This is a genomic window from Xanthomonas sp. 3075, assembly GCF_014197275.1.
GTDB classification, from domain to species: domain Bacteria; phylum Pseudomonadota; class Gammaproteobacteria; order Xanthomonadales; family Xanthomonadaceae; genus Xanthomonas; species Xanthomonas campestris_B.
This window is the reverse complement of record NZ_JACIFI010000002.1, coordinates 87,150-102,218: the sequence shown is the minus strand read 5'-3', so window position 1 is coordinate 102,218 and position 15,069 is coordinate 87,150. Positions and strand designations below refer to the sequence as shown.

Here is a 15,069-nt window from a genome sequence, read left to right as displayed (position 1 = left end):
TGATCAAGACCGCGCGCTCGCGGTGGGGGAAGGGCTTGATCGGCGTGCGCTGATCGCACACCGGTAAGTTGCCTGCAATCTGCAATCTGCAATCTGCAATCCGCGACCTACGACCTGCAACCCGCAATGCCTTTGTTGCGCGCGCGTCAGAACGCGCGGCAGATCAGGCCGGCCGACCGGCCGATAACAGTTCCAGTGCGGCCTTGTCGGCGTCGCCGCTCAGTCGTTCGGCCAGTGCGGCCACCACGATGGCATGGGCCTGGCGCAGCACGCTGTCTGCATCGGCGCTGGCATCCACGACGTGTTTGCCGGGCAACTGCAGTGCGTTGAAGATCGAGCGGCAGCGTTCCAGGTTGTCCTGGGTTTCGAAGTGATTGGGTGCGTCGCCGCGGGCGCGGATGCGGGCCAGGCCGGTGGGTGGTGGCAGGTCGAGCAGCAGCAACACGTCCGGGCGCGGGGCGAAGGAATTGCGCTCCAGCAGCGCGTCCAGCGGCAGGCCGGCGGCACCCTGATAGGCGACCATCGACGGGAAATAGCGGTCCAGGATCACGATGTCGCCGCGTGCCAGCGCCGGTGCGATCAAGTTGTCCACATGTTCATGGCGGTCGCGGATCAGCAGATCGGCTTCCTCGTCCGCACTCAGGCGGCCGGTGGCGGCGGACTGACGCAGTTGCGTGCCCCAGGGGCCATTGGTCGGCTCCTTGCTCAGCACGACGCGGGCGCCGGACGCGTCCAGCGTGGCAGCCAGGCTGCGGGCGAGGGTGGTCTTGCCGGCGCCGTCGATGCCTTCGATGGCGATCAACAAGCCGCCGGGCTTCAGTTCGATTGTCATCGCGCTACTTTATCCGATCGTCATCCGATCGTAGTGTCGGATCAGCGCCCCGCAGCCCTCGTGCCGGTCGCGCTGCGGTGTGGATCACCGATCATCAATCGGGGGGCTGTCGCACCCAGCGTCCCTGCGATTGGGAGTGCCGGGTCGCCGGGATGTCCTGCGCGATGTCGGGAATGTCCCGATGGTTCCGCTTCTGACTGCGCGGCATACTGAACAAGTCAGACAACAGACTCAGCCGCATGCCGGGTGAGTCGCGTTTTTGCTGGCATCAAGGAAGATGGACGCGTCGCCGCCACCCTAGAGGCGGCATCCCCCGCGTGACGCCCTTTCAGGCACCGTCGTGACCGGATTCCTTGTTTTGTCTGGTGCGTCCACCAAGCAGACATGCGCCATTCGGGTTGCCGAGCAATGGGTCGCCGGCGCGTTGCGAGCACTGCAGCGGCCTGACCGCGCAGGTGATGCGGCCGGTCGAGCGTGCACCACGCACCTCATCCTTTTGCGACGGCAGGATGCGGCAGCTTCGACTGATCCGAGCGCACCCACGCGTGCGCCGTGCTGCGCTGCCGCGCGTCAGTGTCGCGGCGCGCAACTAGACTGCCAGGCTTTGACGATGCTGGAGCAATGCATGACGCAGTACCTGCCGGTTTCCCTGATTGGCGTTCCCACCGATATCGGTGCCGGCCACCGTGGCGCGCGGATGGGACCGGAGGCGTTACGCATCGCCGGGTTGCAGGAGGCCTTGATCGGCCGTGGCGTGGAGGTGCGCGATCTGGGCAACCTGGATGGTCCGCGCAATCCCTGGCAGGCGCCGCAGGCCGGCTACCGGCATCTGGACGAAGTGGTGGCCTGGAATCAGGCGCTGATGGACGCCAGCTATGGCGAGCTGCACGCCGGGCGCATGCCGATCATGCTCGGTGGCGACCATTGCCTGGGCATCGGTTCGATCACCGCAGTGGCCAGGTACTGCCGCGAGCAGCAACGCCCGTTGCGGGTGCTGTGGCTGGATGCGCATTCGGACTTCAATACCAGCGAGGTGACGCCGTCGGGCAACGTGCATGGCATGCCGGTCGCCTGCCTGTGCGGGCTGGGCCCGCAGGCGCTGACCCATCTGGGCGGCAGCGCGCCGGCGTTGCTGCCCGAGCAGATGCGGCAGATCGGCATCCGCTCGGTGGACCCGGAGGAGAAGCGCCTGATCAAGCAGCACCGCATCGACGTCTACGACATGCGCTACATCGACGAGGCCGGCATGAAGCGCACCATGGAAGCTGCGCTGCAGGGGATGAGCGCCGACACCCACCTGCATGTGAGCTTCGACGTGGATTTCCTCGACCCCAGCATCGCGCCGGGCGTAGGCACCACCGTACCCGGTGGTCCCAACTACCGCGAGGCGCAGCTGGTGATGGAGATGATTGCCGACACCGGGCGCATGGGATCGCTGGATATCGTCGAACTCAACCCGGTGCTGGACAACCGCAACGCGACCGCCGAGCTGGCGGTGGATCTGGTGGAGAGCCTGTTCGGCAAGTCGACATTGATGCGGGATTGATCGATCGCTGAACACCGCGCACCGCGCGTTCACATCAAATCCACGGCCGCGCAGTCAGATTTGGGGCCAAGCAAGGTGCGTTGGCACCGAATGCAGAACTGAGGAAGACACAATGAAGCGACTGCTGACACTGATGGTACTGGGCCTGTTTTCGGCTGGCGTGATGACTGGCTGCAACACGATGGCCGGCGCCGGCAAGGACATGCAGGGTGCAGGTGAGAAGGTCGAAAAGAAGGCCGATAACTGCAGCGACGGTAAGTGCTGATTCCTGGTTGTGTTTGAGCGTCATCGTTTCTGGAATTGTTCTGCGGCAAATCGCCGCTTACCCCTGAAGGAGTCTGTTATGAAGCGTGCAATTGTGCTGCTGGTGCTGTCGATGTTGTCGGTTGGAATGCTGTCCGGTTGCAACACCGTGGCAGGTGCCGGCAAGGACGTGCAGGGCGCTGGCGAGAAAGTGGAAGACGCTGCGCGCAAGTAATCTAGCGCTGCACGCATAAAAAAACGGGCCGCAAGGCCCGTTTTTTTTGCCTGGCGCTGGCGGCGTGGCGTCGCGCTGCGGCCTGCGCGATCGGCGTCTTCAGCTCAAGGCAGCGCAGCCTGCCAGGACCGACGGGCGCGCCGTCACTGCTGCCGTCGCGCGGTGTGCCGGCACGCCTTGATCGGGGGTGGGATGCACGCATCTGCACGCGCCGGACGACGCAGTGAGGGGCCGCCAGCGACGATCGGTCTGTCGTGCGCGCCAGGGCGATGGTGCCTGCAGCGGCGACGCGCCGGTGCCTGACGCAGGGAAACGCTAAACTTGGCGGCTATTCCCTGGCCTTATGCAGATGACCACTCGCGTCCTTACCGGCATCACCACCTCCGGAACCCCGCATCTGGGCAACTACGTCGGTGCGATCCGTCCGGCCATCCAGGCCAGTGCGGCGGCCGATACGGAGAGCTTCTATTTCCTGGCCGACCTGCACAGCTTGATCAAGGCGCAGGACCCGGCGCGCACCCAGCGCTCCACGCTGGAAATCGCTGCCAGCTGGCTGGCCTGCGGCCTGGATCCGGAAACGGTGTGGTTCTACCGCCAGTCCGATGTTCCGGAAACCAACGAGTTGCTGTGGCTGCTGACCTGCGTGGCCGGCAAGGGCATCCTCAACCGTGCGCACGCCTACAAGGCGGCGGTGGACAAGAACCGTGCCGATGGCGAGGACGACGACGCAGGCGTGACCGCCGGCTTGTTCATGTATCCGGTGCTGATGGCCGCAGACATCCTGATCTTCAACGCGCACAAGGTGCCGGTGGGGCGCGATCAGATCCAGCATATCGAGATGGCGCGCGATTTCGCGCAACGCTTCAACCATGTGTACGGGCGCGACTTTTTCACCTTGCCCGAGGTGGTGATCGACGAGCAGGTATCCACCTTGCCGGGCCTGGACGGCCGCAAGATGAGCAAGAGCTATGGCAACACCATTCCGTTGTTCGCATCGCGCGAGGAGTTGCGCAAGCTGGTGTTTTCCATCCTCACCGATTCGCGCGCGCCAGGCGAAGCCAAGGATACGCAGGGTTCGGCGCTGTTTCAGCTGTATCAGGCCTTTGCCACGCCACAGGAAACGGCTGCATTTGCGCAGGCATTTGCCGACGGCATCGCCTGGGGCGATGCCAAGCAGCAGTTGTTCGAGCGCATCGATCAGGAGATTGCGCCGCTGCGTACGCGCTATGCGGCGCTGATGGCCGAGCCGGGCAAGATCGAGACGATTCTGCGCGCCGGTGGCGCACGTCTGCGCGCGCGCTATGCCACGCCGTTTCTGGCCGAGCTGCGTGCTGCGGTGGGCCTGCGCGATCTCTCCAGCCAAGGCGATGCGACGGCCGTCGCCGCAGAAGAAAAGAGCGCGCCGCCGGTGTTCAAACAGTATCGCGAGAGCGACGGGCAGTTCTACTTCAAGTTGAACGACGGCGCCGGTGTGCTGTTGCTGCAGAGCGAAGGCTTTGCATCGCCGCGTGACGCCGGTCAGCTGATTGCGCGCTTGAAGCAGGCCGAGCAGGCCAGCGATCTGCAGCTGCCGGGCGTGCATGCGCAGGTGGAGGCAGACGCGATTCTTGCGGCGATGCGGGTACTGCGCGAGGCGTAGTCGACGCGATGCTGCGTGCGCAGATGGCCGTCTGCGCAGCGCGTTGCATGTGGAGACCTGCACGGCGACGCAGGACTGCGGTAGGCGTGACCGTGCTGCAGAACCATGCCGGACTGGCGATCGTCTGGCTTGCGGATGCAGCGAGTAGTGGTCGGATGGCCGTCGGCCGTGCAGCGCGCATGGCCCGTGCAGGATGTGCTCCCGCGTGCGCACTGAATTGGCATGGCGCGCTGTGGCAGTGGATGGCCGCCCTTGTCGCTTGCTGACATCGCGGCCCAGGCAGGCGAAGAACCTTGCGCCTACACTGCCACCTGTTGGGCAACCATGAGGTGGGAATGACAGCGCCAGCCGATTCCAGCATCCACACCATCGATACCGGTTTTGGTGGTGCGCAGTTCGATGCGGCCTACTTGATCGTCGATGCGCAGCGCGGGGCCTTCGTCGATTGCGGCACGTCGTTGTCGGTGCCGCACCTGCTGGCCGCGTTGCAGTCTGCCGGGCTGACGCCTGCGCAGGTGGAGTGGTTGATCCTGACCCATGTGCACCTGGATCACGCCGGTGGTGCCGGCGCCTTGCTGCAGCAGTTGCCCAATGCGCGGGTGCTGGTGCATCCACGTGGCGCGCCGCACATGATCGACCCCACCCGGCTGATCGCCGGTGCCACGGCGGTGTACGGCGAGGCGGAAATGGCGCGCAGTTATGGCGCGATCGTGCCGGTGCCCGCCGAGCGGGTGGTGGAAGCGATCGATGGGCACACGGTCATGGTGGGCAAGCGCACGTTGCGCACCATCGACACACCAGGACATGCACGGCATCACCTCTGCGTATGGGATGCGCGCAGCCGCAGCTGGTTCACCGGCGACACCTTTGGTTTGTCGTATCGCCAGCTCGATAGCGCGCAAGGCGCCTTCATCCTGCCGACGTCCTCGCCGGTGCAGTTCGAACCGGAGGCGATGCTGCAGTCGATCGCGCGGCTGATGGAGGCCGCGCCGCAGGCGATGTATCTCACCCATTACGGGCGGGTCGAAGCGCCAATGCCGTTGGCGCAGGCGCTGGTCGAGCAGATCCATGCAATGACCGCCATCGCGCTGGGTTGCGCGCAGCGTGCGGACCGCCATCGCTGCATGGTGGCGGCGTTGACCGAACTGTATCTGGAGCGCGCCCGCCTGCACGGCTGCCGGCTGGACGATGCGAGCGTGGCGCAGTTGCTGGGCACCGATATCGAACTCAACGCGCAGGGCCTGGCCTGCTGGCTGGATCGCGCGACGCGCGCGAGTTAGCGCTACTGGAGCGGCCGGCAAAACCTCTTGAACGCTGTAGCGATGACGGCAACCTGTTGCCCGCACTCGCTTTCGTCGATCAGTGAAGTGATATCGGGACGGGCAGTGGCAGTGCTCTGAATCAATCACCCCTCGAGGCGACGGAGAGCCTGAGCTTCAGCGGCGTTTCGACGTTCCAAAACCGAACTTGTCCAGCGCGCGATGCCCTCACTTCTTGCGGGACACGCCGTACATCCGTCCATGGAGCCTGACAACGTCCGAACAGATAGGGCTCCGTGATCGCCTCCATGCCGCCACAGGATCGTGCAAGCGGTGAGGACATCGCACCTGCCAAGCCGTGTCATAGCCGGTGTTGGCTGCAGGCTTGTAAACTGTGTGTCATCTATCTGTTGCAAGGCCACGCCGTGAATCCGATGCGCATCCTGTTGTTGTCCGCCTGCCTGTTCGTGGGAGGCGTGGCGCAGGCCGCCAACGATCTGCCCGGCGGCGGCATCGATGCCGAGGCGTTGTCGCGGCATGTACGCCTGTTGGCGTCGGACGACTTCGAAGGCCGCGCGCCGGCCAGCGCCGGCGAGCAGCGCACCGTGGACTACCTGGTCGAGCAGTTCAAGGCTGCCGGCCTGCAGCCGGGCGGCGAGCAGGGCGGCTGGACCCAGGCGGTGCCGTTGGTGCGCGCGCAGCTGGATGGCCCGGTACGCGCCAGCCTGCGCGTCGCTGGCAAGACGCAGGCGCTGGTCAATGGCACCGATGTGACCTTGCAGAGTCTGCGCCCGCAGGATGCGGTGAGCTTGAAGAATGCGCCGCTGGTGTTCGTCGGCTACGGCATCAGCGCGCCGGAGCGACAGTGGGACGACTACAAGGGCGTGGACCTGCACGGCAAGATCGCAGTGGTGCTGATCAACGATGCGGACTTCGAATCCAGCCAGCCCGGCGCATTCGATGGCAAGGCGGTGACCTACTACGGCCGCTGGACCTACAAGTACGAAGAGGCCGCGCGTCGCGGCGCCGCCGGCGTGTTGATCGTGCATGAGACCGCACCGGCCGCGTACGGCTGGGCGACGGTGCAGAGTTCGGGCCTGTCGCCGTTGTTCGATATCGAGCGCAGCGATGCCGATGCAAAGGCGCAGCACGTGCCGGTGCGCGGTTGGATGCAGCAGGCGTTGGCGGTGTCGCTGTTCCAGCGCGCCGGGCTGGATTTTGCGCAGGCCAAGCAGCGTGCGCAGCAGCGCGATTTCGTGCCGATCGTGTTGGGCGATGCTACGCTGTCAGTGGACTTCAAGCTCAAGCGCGAGCGCGTGGTCACCCATAACGTGGTGGCCAAGCTCACCGGCAGCCAGCATCCGGACGAGACGGTGATCTTCTCCGCGCACTGGGATGCGTTCGGTGTGGGCAAGGCCGATGCCAGCGGCGATACGGTGCGTCGCGGCGCGGTGGACAACGCCACCGGCGTGGCCAGCGTGCTGGAACTGGCGCGCGTATTCGCCGCCGGTCCCAAGCCGCAGCGCACGCTGTACTTCATCGCATTGACGGCCGAAGAAAAGGGCCTGCTTGGCGCGAACTATTACGCCGCGCATCCGCTGGCGCCGTTGGACAAGACCGTGGCGGTGCTCAACATGGAGATGTTCAGCCCCGATGGCCCCACCCGCGATATCGCCTCATGGGGACGCGGACGGGTGTCGCTGGAAGGCGATCTGGAAACGGCGGCCAAGGCGCGCGGTCGCCGCTATTCGCCGGACCCGAATCTGGAAGCAGGCTTCTTCTACCGCGCCGACCATTTCGCCTTCGCGCGCATGGGCGTGCCGGCGATCACCGCCGGCCCCGGGCTGGACATGCTCGAAGGCGGCGTGGCGGCCGGCAAGGCGCTGCGCGACAAATACTTCGCCGAGTGCTATCACCAGCCGTGCGATCGCTGGACCCCGCAGTGGGATGCCAGCGGTCATGCGGCCGATACCACGCTGGTCTACGACGTCGGCGTGGCGCTGGCCAACGGCCGGCAGTGGCCGAGCTGGCAGGACGGTTCGGAATTCAAGGCGATCCGCGCCAGCAGCGATGCCGCGCGCAAGTAGGACAAGCGCTGTTCGACGCCCGGCGTTTTTCAAGCCCGGGCGTTGCGTGACCGGCGATGCGCGCGTTGCACCGCATACCGGCATTGCGTCCCGGTTCCTGGAGCGGGATTTCTGCGGCCGCGCTGCCTATTTGCGGCACGGATAGCGCTTGGCCAACGCCTGGACGATCAACGCGGGCGCCGCTTCGTCCAGGCGTGCATCGGGTAGCGCGCCGATATCGCTGATGATCGCCTGCAGATCCGGCGGGCCGCTCTTGCCGGCCGGCATGCACCACTGCGTGCGGTAGCTACTGCTGGCGACGCCGAGCAGGTAAGCGCCGGCGCGGTTCGCCGAGAGCATGACCTTGAGTTCGGTTTGTTCCGGCGCGATCTCCGGTGCCAAGGAACCATCCAGCCCGGCCTCGAGCAGTTTGCGCCCGCTGAGTTCCCACGGTTCCAGTGTGCGTGCCAGCGCGTTGGCCGATAGCACGGTCAGGGCGGCCAAGGTCAACCAGGTGAGGCGACGTTGCATAGAGACTCCGATGTGAGGATCAATGCGCACCATAACGCGGCAGGGCGCTGAGGGTGTGCGCCGCGTGGAGGTGGGCAGGTGATCTAGAATTGAACCTTCCGCTGCACTTGGCAATCTTCGATGTCCTCTTCATACGATGCTGTTGCGCCTGCGCGCAGCGGGTTGGTCGTTGTCGCGTTGTTGCTGGTCTACGTGGTTTGGGGATCGACCTACCTGGGGATCCGCTTTGCGTTGGAGGGCGGCGCACTGCCACTGACCATGGTGTCGGGCTCCCGCTTCATCGTGGCCGGCACGGTGTTGTATACGGTGCTGCTCTGGCGTGGTGTGGCCGCGCCGACGCATGCGCAATGGAAGAACGTGGCCTTGATCGGCGCCGCCTTGCTGCTGCTGGGCAACGGCATGGTGGTGCTGGCCGAGCGCAGCGTGTCGTCCGGGTTGGCGGCCACCGCAGTGGCATCGGTGCCATTGTGGATGGCGTTGTTCGGCGCCTTGCGCGGGCAGCACGCCAGCCGTGGCGAGTGGTTGGGCATCGTGATCGGTTTTGTCGGTGTGGTCTGGCTCAACGCCGGCAGCAGCCTCACTGCCACCCCAGGTGGGCTGGTGTTGTTGCTGATCGCGCCGATCGGTTGGGCGTTCGGGTCGGTGTGGTCGCGCGGACGCGATCTGCCCTCGCCGTTCATGACCGCCGCCGGGCAGATGCTGTGCGGCGGCGTATTGCTGGTCAGCACCGGCCTGCTGATCGGCGAGCGCCCACAGAGCCTGCCGACGCCGCAGGGGCTGCTGGCAGTGGCCTACCTGTGCGTGTTCGGCTCGATCGTGGCGTTCACGGCCTACGTATGGCTGCTGCATCACGTGCGCCCGGCGTTGGCCGGCAGCTACGCCTACGTCAACCCGGTGATTGCGGTGGCCTTGGGCGCCTGGCTCGGGCATGAGCGTTTCAGCGCGCATGACATCGGTGCGATGGCGGTGATCCTGGCCGGCGTGCTGGTGGTGACCTTCGCCAAGGCGCGGCGATGAGCGCGGTCTCGTCGATCGAGGCGCGTCGCGGGCTGCTGATCACCGCATCGACCTTCGTGTTGTGGGGCGTGGTACCGCTTTACTGGCATCTGCTGAAGGCGGTGCCGTCGCTGCAAATCATCGCGCACCGCATTGTCTGGAGCGCGTTAATGGTGGTGGCGTGGTTGTTGGCGACATCGGGGATGCGTTGGTGGCGCGCCATCGCCGCACAGCCGCGCGCGCTATGGATGCTGGCCGGCAGCAGCGTGGCGATCGCGTTCAACTGGGGGCTGTATATCTGGGCGATCAATGCCGGCCACGTGATCGAGGCCAGCCTGGGGTATTTCATCAACCCATTGCTGAGCGTGTTGCTGGGCGTGCTGGTGCTCAAGGAGCGCCTGCGCCGCATCCAGTGGGTGGCGGTGGTCTGCGCTGCGCTGGGCGTGTTGTGGCTGACCATCGATGCCGGCGCGCCGCCGTGGATCGCGCTCGGGCTGGCGTTTTCGTTCGGGGCCTACGGCTTGCTGCGCAAGTTGGTGGCGGTGGATTCGGTGGCCGGTCTGGGCGTGGAAAGCGTGTACCTGTTCGTGCCGGCGCTGTTGTTGGTGGGATGGAGCGAGTACGGCCACGGTGGCGGCTTTTTGAGTGGCTGGAGCCTGCAGACCGATCTGATGCTGATCGTTGGCGGCGTGGTGACGGCGCTGCCGTTGATCGGATTTGCGTATGGGGTGCGGCGGATTCCGCTGTCGCTGGTGGGCATCCTGCAGTACATCGCACCCAGCCTGCAGCTGCTGTTGGGCGTGTGGTTCTTCCACGAGCCGTTCGATCAGGGGCGGGTGATCGGATTTGCCGCGATCTGGCTGGGGCTGCTGCTGTTTGTGGGCGACAGCGTGTCGCGCTCGCGCAAGCCGGTTGGGATGGTCCGCTAGCTTTCGGCCGTGCGCGATCCCGGTAATCGCGCGGCACGCTGTGCAGCAACACGCATGTCTGTTCTCCGGCAGCCTGTCGCCGCGATGCGGCTGTCTGGTGTCAGCCGCGCGGCGCCGGTGCCGGTGTCGCCACCGCCAGTGTGGACGCCGGCGGCGATTGCGGTGCGGGGCAATGGCCCGGATCCTGTTGCGTCTGCGCCAGCCATTGGTCGATCGGCCCGCCAAGCAGGTCCAGCCGCAGCGGCAGGCTCAGATGGGTTTCGCCGGGAAGCTCCACGTAGTGCGCACGCGCACTTGCCAGCGCCAATGCGCGACCATGCGCGACCGGAATGTGCTGATCGGCATCGCCATGCAGCAACAGCACACAGCTACGCGTGTCGGCCAATGCGTGCGCGACATCGACGTGGTCCAGATCCAGCTTGAGCTGGGTGTCGGCGGCAGCGATCACCGCGTCGATATTCTGGTCGGCATAGCGCCAGCGTGCATACGCGGCTACCGCCTGCCCGCGCCACCCGTTGGGTTGGCTGGCGAGCAGGTGCGGGACCATGTCGCGGATGCCGCGCCCGGCGTTGGCGAACGACTCCATCGCCACCACCCCGGCCACCCGGTCGCCGAGCTTGTCGGCGGTGAACAACGCGGTGGCCGCGCCATAGGAAATGCCGAACAGGTACAGCGGGCCGCGGATTTCGCCGCGCGGCTGCAGCGCATCGAGCACATCGATCACGTCGTCGGATTCGCGCGTGCCGTAGCCGGATGGACCACCGCCGGAGTGGCCGTGATTGCGCAGGTCGATGGTGATCACCCGGTAGCCGGCCTGCGCCAACTCCAGCGACCACGGCAGCAGCGAATCGCCATCCATCATCCAGCCGTGCAGTAGCACCACGGTGCCGCGCGGGGCGGGCGGGGCGGCGGTGGGCGGCGTGAAGCTGAAATCCACATCCAGCGCATGCGCCGGATCGTTGCGCTGGCCGAGATAGCGGTATTGCATGGCGTACTGGCCGGGATCGATGGCGCGCCAGAAGATCGGCACCTGATCGCGCGTGACCACATGACCGCTGCGGTTGGGCACCGTGGCGATGGTGGCGGCAATGCGCTCTTCATCCAGCAACGGCGAGGTGCCACCGGGCGCAACCAGGCGCTCGCTGAGCGAGGTGGAAGACGAAGAGCAGCCGGCCAGCCACAGGCAGGCGCAGGCCAGCAGAATCAGGCGCGTCATGGCGAAGATCGATGGATGCAACGGCCGAGCAGGCTACGGCCTGCCCGACCCGCGCATCTACCGCACTGCAGTGACAAAACGATGACAGCTTGCAATACGTTCAGCCGCAGCACCCGCGCTCCGCTGCCTTGGCTGCAACGATTCCCCATTCCCGGCGGGCCAACAGCCCGCCTACACCTCACGCAGGGCCGTGGTGATCGGCAGCCGCGCCGCGCGCAAGGCCGGAAACAGCCCGCCGACCAGCCCGATGCCCAGCGCCCATTTGAGCCCGCTCCACAGCAGTTCCGGCGACACCTTGAACTGGAACACCACCTGGCTGAAGTTGTTGCCCAGCGTGGACACGGTATAGCCGTTGAACACCGCCCAGGCGATCAGCCCGCCGAGCACGCCACCGAGCAAGGCCAGCAACATGGTCTCCAGCATCAGCGCCATGATCACCGGGGTGCCGCGAAAGCCGATTGCGCGCATGGTGGCGATTTCGCGCGCGCGTGTGGCTACCGCCGCGTACATGGTGTTGAGCGCGCCGAACACCGCGCCCACCGCCATGATGGCGCCGATCACCGTGCCCAGGATACTGATCAGTTTGTTCAAGCCACCGCCCTGCTTGCCGTAATAGGCGCGGGTGGTTTCCACATCCAGCTTCAGGCGCGGGTCGGCGGCCATGGCGGCCTTGAACTGGGTAAATCCGGCCTTGCCCGTCGTACGCACGCTGATCGACTGATACGCGCTGCGTTTGTATGTAGTGGCCAGCGTCTGTGCATCGGTCCACAGCTCCGAATCGTGCGCATCGCCGGAGGCGAACACGCCGACCACGGTCCATTGCTGGTTGCCGAGCATGAGCGTCTTGCCCAGCTCCAGTCCGCGGAACTGGTTCAACGCGCCCTTGCCGACCACGATCTCGCGCAGGCCGGCAGTGAAGCGTCGGCCCTGCACGACCTTGACCTTGTCATGCACCGCCCAGGCCTGGTCGCCCACACCGCGCAGCTGCGCATTGACGTCGGTGCCGTCGGACTTGGAGGTGACGTTGACCACCTGCGCCAGCTCCGGCGACAGCAGCGGGCGTCCGTTGATGGCGGCGATCCCGGGCAGGCTGCCGATCAGCGGCACCAGATCGCGGGTGATCACCGAGTTGCTCTCGGCCTGCGAGCCGCCACGCAGCACAATGGCGGTCGTGTCGTCGCCGGTGTTGTTGAGCGTTGCCTGGAAGCCCTGGCCCATCGCCAGCATCGCCACCAGCACGCCGACCACGCCGGCGATGCCGACCACGATCACCGAACTCGATCCCCAGCGTTGCGGCAATGTCGCGATGCCGATGCGCGCAGCCGCCAGCGACAGCCGGCCGCTACGGGTGGCGACCAGCCATACCGCCAGCAGTAACCCGATCGGCAGCAGCCACATCCACGGCAACGCGATCCAGGCGCCCAGTCCGATCGCCAGCAACACCACCGACAGCAGGTTGACGAAACGATTCTTCCATTTGCTTTGCATGTGCCTGCTCCTGTCAGCGGCCGGCGAGGGCATCGACGATCTTCAAGCGCTGCGCGCGTAACGCCGGCAGCACACCCACCACGATGCCGATGCCGATCATCAGGCCCAGCGCAATCAGCCAGGTCTGCAGCGGCACGGTCTGCACCGGCATCATGCCGCCGCTGCGTGCGGCCACCATCGGGATCACCAGCGTGGCCAGCCCCATCCCGATCAGGCCGCCAAGCCCGATCAACAGCACCGATTCGACCATCACCAGGCTCAACACGGTGCGGTCCTGAAAGCCCAGCGTCTTGAGCGTGGCCAGCTCCGGGATGCGCTCGCGCACCGCCTGGGCCATGGTGTTGCCGGTCAACAGCAGCAGGGTGAAGAACACCGCCGCCATGATCGAGGTGACGATCAGCCCGATATCGGCGAACTGTTTGACGAAGGCCTGCTGGAAGGCCGATTCGGTCTGCGACTTGGTTTCGTGATCGGAGTTGGCCGACAGCGCGTCGATCGCCAGTGCCACCCGCGAGGCCTGGTCGGCATTGCGCAGCGTCACGGTGTACCAGCTCACCTGATTCTTGATGTAGTCGTTGGATTCGTCGAAGTATTTCCAGTTCATCATCAGCTGACGTTCCTGGTTGGCCGCCACAGTGCGGTCTTTCATGCGAAAGATGCCGACCAGTTGCAGCGGCCAATCGTTGCTGCCGCCACGCGGAAAGATGGTGGCCTGCAGCGGGATGGTGTCGCCGATCTTCCAGCCGAACTGCTTGGCCAGTGCCTCGCCGACCACCGCGCCGGTGCGCGTGGTCTGGAACGCCTTGAGCTGGTCCTTGGGTAGCTCGTACTCGCTGTAGACATCGAAGAAATTGGGCGCCACCGAGAAATTCGGGAAGAAGTTCTTCGGGTCGCGATAGATCCCGCCGAACCACATCGCCGAGGTCACGTTGCGCACGCCTGGCACACTGCGGATCTGGGTTTCCAGGCGGATCGGCAGCGATTGGGTGATCGACAGCCGCGAGGCGACCACCAGCCGGTCTACGCCACTGACGTTGCCGCCGGAGGTGAAGGCCACGCGCACCGAATCGAGCATGCCGAACAACAGGAACGCCGCCACCACCGACAGCAGCGTCAACAAGGTGCGGGTCTTGCTACGGAACAATTGCGCCCATACCAGCGAGAGATACTTCATGGCATCACTCCTTTAGAGCACAAGCGGCGCGTCGGCCAGCTCGCCCTTGTCCAGATGGATGGTATGGGTGGCGTATTCGGCTGCCTTGGGGTCGTGGGTGACCATCACGATGGTCTTGCCGTGTTCGCGATTGAGTTCCTGCAACAGGCGCAGGATTTCCTCGGCGTTGTGGCGATCCAGATCGCCGGTGGGCTCGTCGCAGATCAAGAAAGTAGGGTCGGACACGATCGCGCGCGCGATCGCCACGCGTTGCTGCTGGCCGCCGGACAGTTCGCTGGGCTTGTGGCTGCGGCGTTCCTGCAGACCGACCAGGGTCAGGGCGATCTCGGCATTGCGTTTGCGCTGCGCCGCGTTGAGCGAGGTGAGCAGCAATGGCAGCTCCACGTTCTTCTGCGCGGTGAGCATCGGCATCAGGTTGTAGAACTGGAACACGAAGCCGACATGGTGACTGCGCCAGGTGGCGAGCTGGCCGCCGCTCATGCGGTCGATGCGCTCGCCTTCGATCTCGATCTCGCCGCCGCTGGGGCTGTCCAGCCCGCCGATCAGATTGAGCAGCGTGGTCTTGCCCGAACCGGATGGACCCATCAGTGCGACGAAGTCGCCGCTGGCGATCTCCAGATCGATGCCGTGCAGCACCTGCACCTGCTCGGGGCCGCGTTGATAGGTCTTGGTGATGTTGCGCAAGCTGACGAGAGCGGTCATGGCGACTCCTGGCGATGCAATGAAAAAGAGGGGAGCGATACGGCACGGCGACTGCGGCACTACGGGATAAACAAAGCGAATGCGAATGCACAAGCACAGACGCGTCCCTGAGACATCGCGGCGGTGGGTGCGCCGGATCGGTGAAGCCACCACCACTTGCGCTACAGCGACTGCGCCTCTACGGCGCCGGCGAGGCTGTTGCAGCTGCGCTAC

The 15,069-nt window shown here is 65.6% G+C and carries 14 protein-coding genes; 8 read left to right on the top strand and 6 right to left on the bottom strand.

What is annotated here, in order from left to right; all coding sequences use genetic code 11:
• Positions 1–163: 163 nt before the first annotated feature.
• Positions 164–832: a dTMP kinase gene (tmk, locus tag GGR62_RS02400; RefSeq protein WP_184406399.1), complete on the bottom strand. Its 669-nt coding sequence runs from the start codon at positions 830–832 to the stop codon at positions 164–166.
• Positions 833–1,457: 625 nt separating this feature from the next.
• Between tmk and rocF the strand changes: the two genes are divergently transcribed.
• From rocF to GGR62_RS02370, 6 genes are all read left to right on the top strand, one after another.
• A complete protein-coding gene (gene rocF / locus GGR62_RS02395; RefSeq protein ID WP_260287078.1) occupies positions 1,458–2,378 on the top strand; it encodes an arginase in 921 nt (306 codons plus the stop codon).
• A gap of 112 nt (positions 2,379–2,490) precedes the next feature.
• Entirely contained in the window at positions 2,491–2,643 is a 153-nt protein-coding gene (locus tag GGR62_RS02390; protein ID WP_006451340.1) for an entericidin A/B family lipoprotein, read from the top strand.
• A gap of 78 nt (positions 2,644–2,721) precedes the next feature.
• Positions 2,722–2,856 (top strand): entericidin A/B family lipoprotein, encoded by a 135-nt coding sequence (locus GGR62_RS02385; RefSeq protein ID WP_065466806.1) that lies wholly within the window; start codon positions 2,722–2,724, stop codon positions 2,854–2,856.
• Positions 2,857–3,205: 349 nt separating this feature from the next.
• A complete protein-coding gene (locus tag GGR62_RS02380; RefSeq protein ID WP_184406397.1) occupies positions 3,206–4,495 on the top strand; it encodes a tryptophan--tRNA ligase in 1,290 nt (429 codons plus the stop codon).
• A 335-nt stretch (positions 4,496–4,830) separates the two neighbouring features.
• On the top strand, positions 4,831–5,775 hold the full coding sequence (locus GGR62_RS02375; protein ID WP_184406396.1) for an MBL fold metallo-hydrolase: 945 nt from the start codon (positions 4,831–4,833) through the stop codon (positions 5,773–5,775).
• 371 nt (positions 5,776–6,146) lie between these two features.
• Positions 6,147–7,841, top strand: a complete 1,695-nt coding sequence (locus GGR62_RS02370) for a M28 family metallopeptidase (protein ID WP_184406608.1) — start codon at positions 6,147–6,149, stop codon at positions 7,839–7,841.
• A gap of 126 nt (positions 7,842–7,967) precedes the next feature.
• Here the strand turns inward: GGR62_RS02370 and GGR62_RS02365 are convergent, their stop codons facing one another.
• On the bottom strand, positions 7,968–8,384 hold the full coding sequence (locus tag GGR62_RS02365) for a Rap1a/Tai family immunity protein (protein ID WP_184406395.1): 417 nt from the start codon (positions 8,382–8,384) through the stop codon (positions 7,968–7,970).
• Positions 8,385–8,471: 87 nt separating this feature from the next.
• Here GGR62_RS02365 and yedA point away from each other — a divergent pair, with 87 nt between their 5' ends.
• Together yedA and rarD are read left to right on the top strand one after the other, a co-directional pair.
• Positions 8,472–9,368, top strand: coding sequence for a drug/metabolite exporter YedA (gene yedA / locus GGR62_RS02360; RefSeq protein ID WP_184406394.1), 897 nt, complete (start codon positions 8,472–8,474; stop codon positions 9,366–9,368).
• On the top strand, positions 9,365–10,276 hold the full coding sequence (gene rarD / locus GGR62_RS02355; RefSeq protein ID WP_184406393.1) for an EamA family transporter RarD: 912 nt from the start codon (positions 9,365–9,367) through the stop codon (positions 10,274–10,276). The genes yedA and rarD overlap by 4 nt, the downstream gene beginning before the upstream one ends.
• A gap of 100 nt (positions 10,277–10,376) precedes the next feature.
• On the opposite strand, the gene GGR62_RS02350 is transcribed toward rarD, so the two are convergent.
• The 4 genes from GGR62_RS02350 to GGR62_RS02335 form a co-directional block, all read right to left on the bottom strand.
• On the bottom strand, positions 10,377–11,492 hold the full coding sequence (locus GGR62_RS02350) for an alpha/beta fold hydrolase (protein ID WP_184406392.1): 1,116 nt from the start codon (positions 11,490–11,492) through the stop codon (positions 10,377–10,379).
• Positions 11,493–11,663: 171 nt separating this feature from the next.
• Positions 11,664–12,980 carry an ABC transporter permease gene (locus tag GGR62_RS02345; RefSeq protein WP_184406391.1) on the bottom strand — a complete coding sequence of 439 codons (1,317 nt, stop codon included), beginning with the start codon at positions 12,978–12,980 and terminating at the stop codon, positions 11,664–11,666.
• Between the two features lie 13 nt (positions 12,981–12,993).
• Positions 12,994–14,154 carry an ABC transporter permease gene (locus GGR62_RS02340; RefSeq protein WP_184406390.1) on the bottom strand — a complete coding sequence of 387 codons (1,161 nt, stop codon included), beginning with the start codon at positions 14,152–14,154 and terminating at the stop codon, positions 12,994–12,996.
• Between the two features lie 12 nt (positions 14,155–14,166).
• Positions 14,167–14,856, bottom strand: a complete 690-nt coding sequence (locus GGR62_RS02335) for an ABC transporter ATP-binding protein (protein ID WP_184406389.1) — start codon at positions 14,854–14,856, stop codon at positions 14,167–14,169.
• Between the last annotated feature and the right edge of the window lie 213 nt (positions 14,857–15,069).

Coding starts and splice junctions, on each gene's coding strand:
- tmk (WP_184406399.1), bottom strand. CDS start 832: ATGACAATCGAACTGAAGCCCGGCGGCTTGTTGATCGCCATCGAAGGC.
- rocF (WP_260287078.1), top strand. CDS start 1,458: ATGACGCAGTACCTGCCGGTTTCCCTGATTGGCGTTCCCACCGATATC.
- GGR62_RS02390 (WP_006451340.1), top strand. CDS start 2,491: ATGAAGCGACTGCTGACACTGATGGTACTGGGCCTGTTTTCGGCTGGC.
- GGR62_RS02385 (WP_065466806.1), top strand. CDS start 2,722: ATGAAGCGTGCAATTGTGCTGCTGGTGCTGTCGATGTTGTCGGTTGGA.
- GGR62_RS02380 (WP_184406397.1), top strand. CDS start 3,206: ATGACCACTCGCGTCCTTACCGGCATCACCACCTCCGGAACCCCGCAT.
- GGR62_RS02375 (WP_184406396.1), top strand. CDS start 4,831: ATGACAGCGCCAGCCGATTCCAGCATCCACACCATCGATACCGGTTTT.
- GGR62_RS02365 (WP_184406395.1), bottom strand. CDS start 8,384: ATGGTGCGCATTGATCCTCACATCGGAGTCTCTATGCAACGTCGCCTC.
- yedA (WP_184406394.1), top strand. CDS start 8,472: ATGTCCTCTTCATACGATGCTGTTGCGCCTGCGCGCAGCGGGTTGGTC.
- rarD (WP_184406393.1), top strand. CDS start 9,365: ATGAGCGCGGTCTCGTCGATCGAGGCGCGTCGCGGGCTGCTGATCACC.
- GGR62_RS02350 (WP_184406392.1), bottom strand. CDS start 11,492: ATGACGCGCCTGATTCTGCTGGCCTGCGCCTGCCTGTGGCTGGCCGGC.
- GGR62_RS02345 (WP_184406391.1), bottom strand. CDS start 12,980: ATGCAAAGCAAATGGAAGAATCGTTTCGTCAACCTGCTGTCGGTGGTG.
- GGR62_RS02340 (WP_184406390.1), bottom strand. CDS start 14,154: ATGAAGTATCTCTCGCTGGTATGGGCGCAATTGTTCCGTAGCAAGACC.
- GGR62_RS02335 (WP_184406389.1), bottom strand. CDS start 14,856: ATGACCGCTCTCGTCAGCTTGCGCAACATCACCAAGACCTATCAACGC.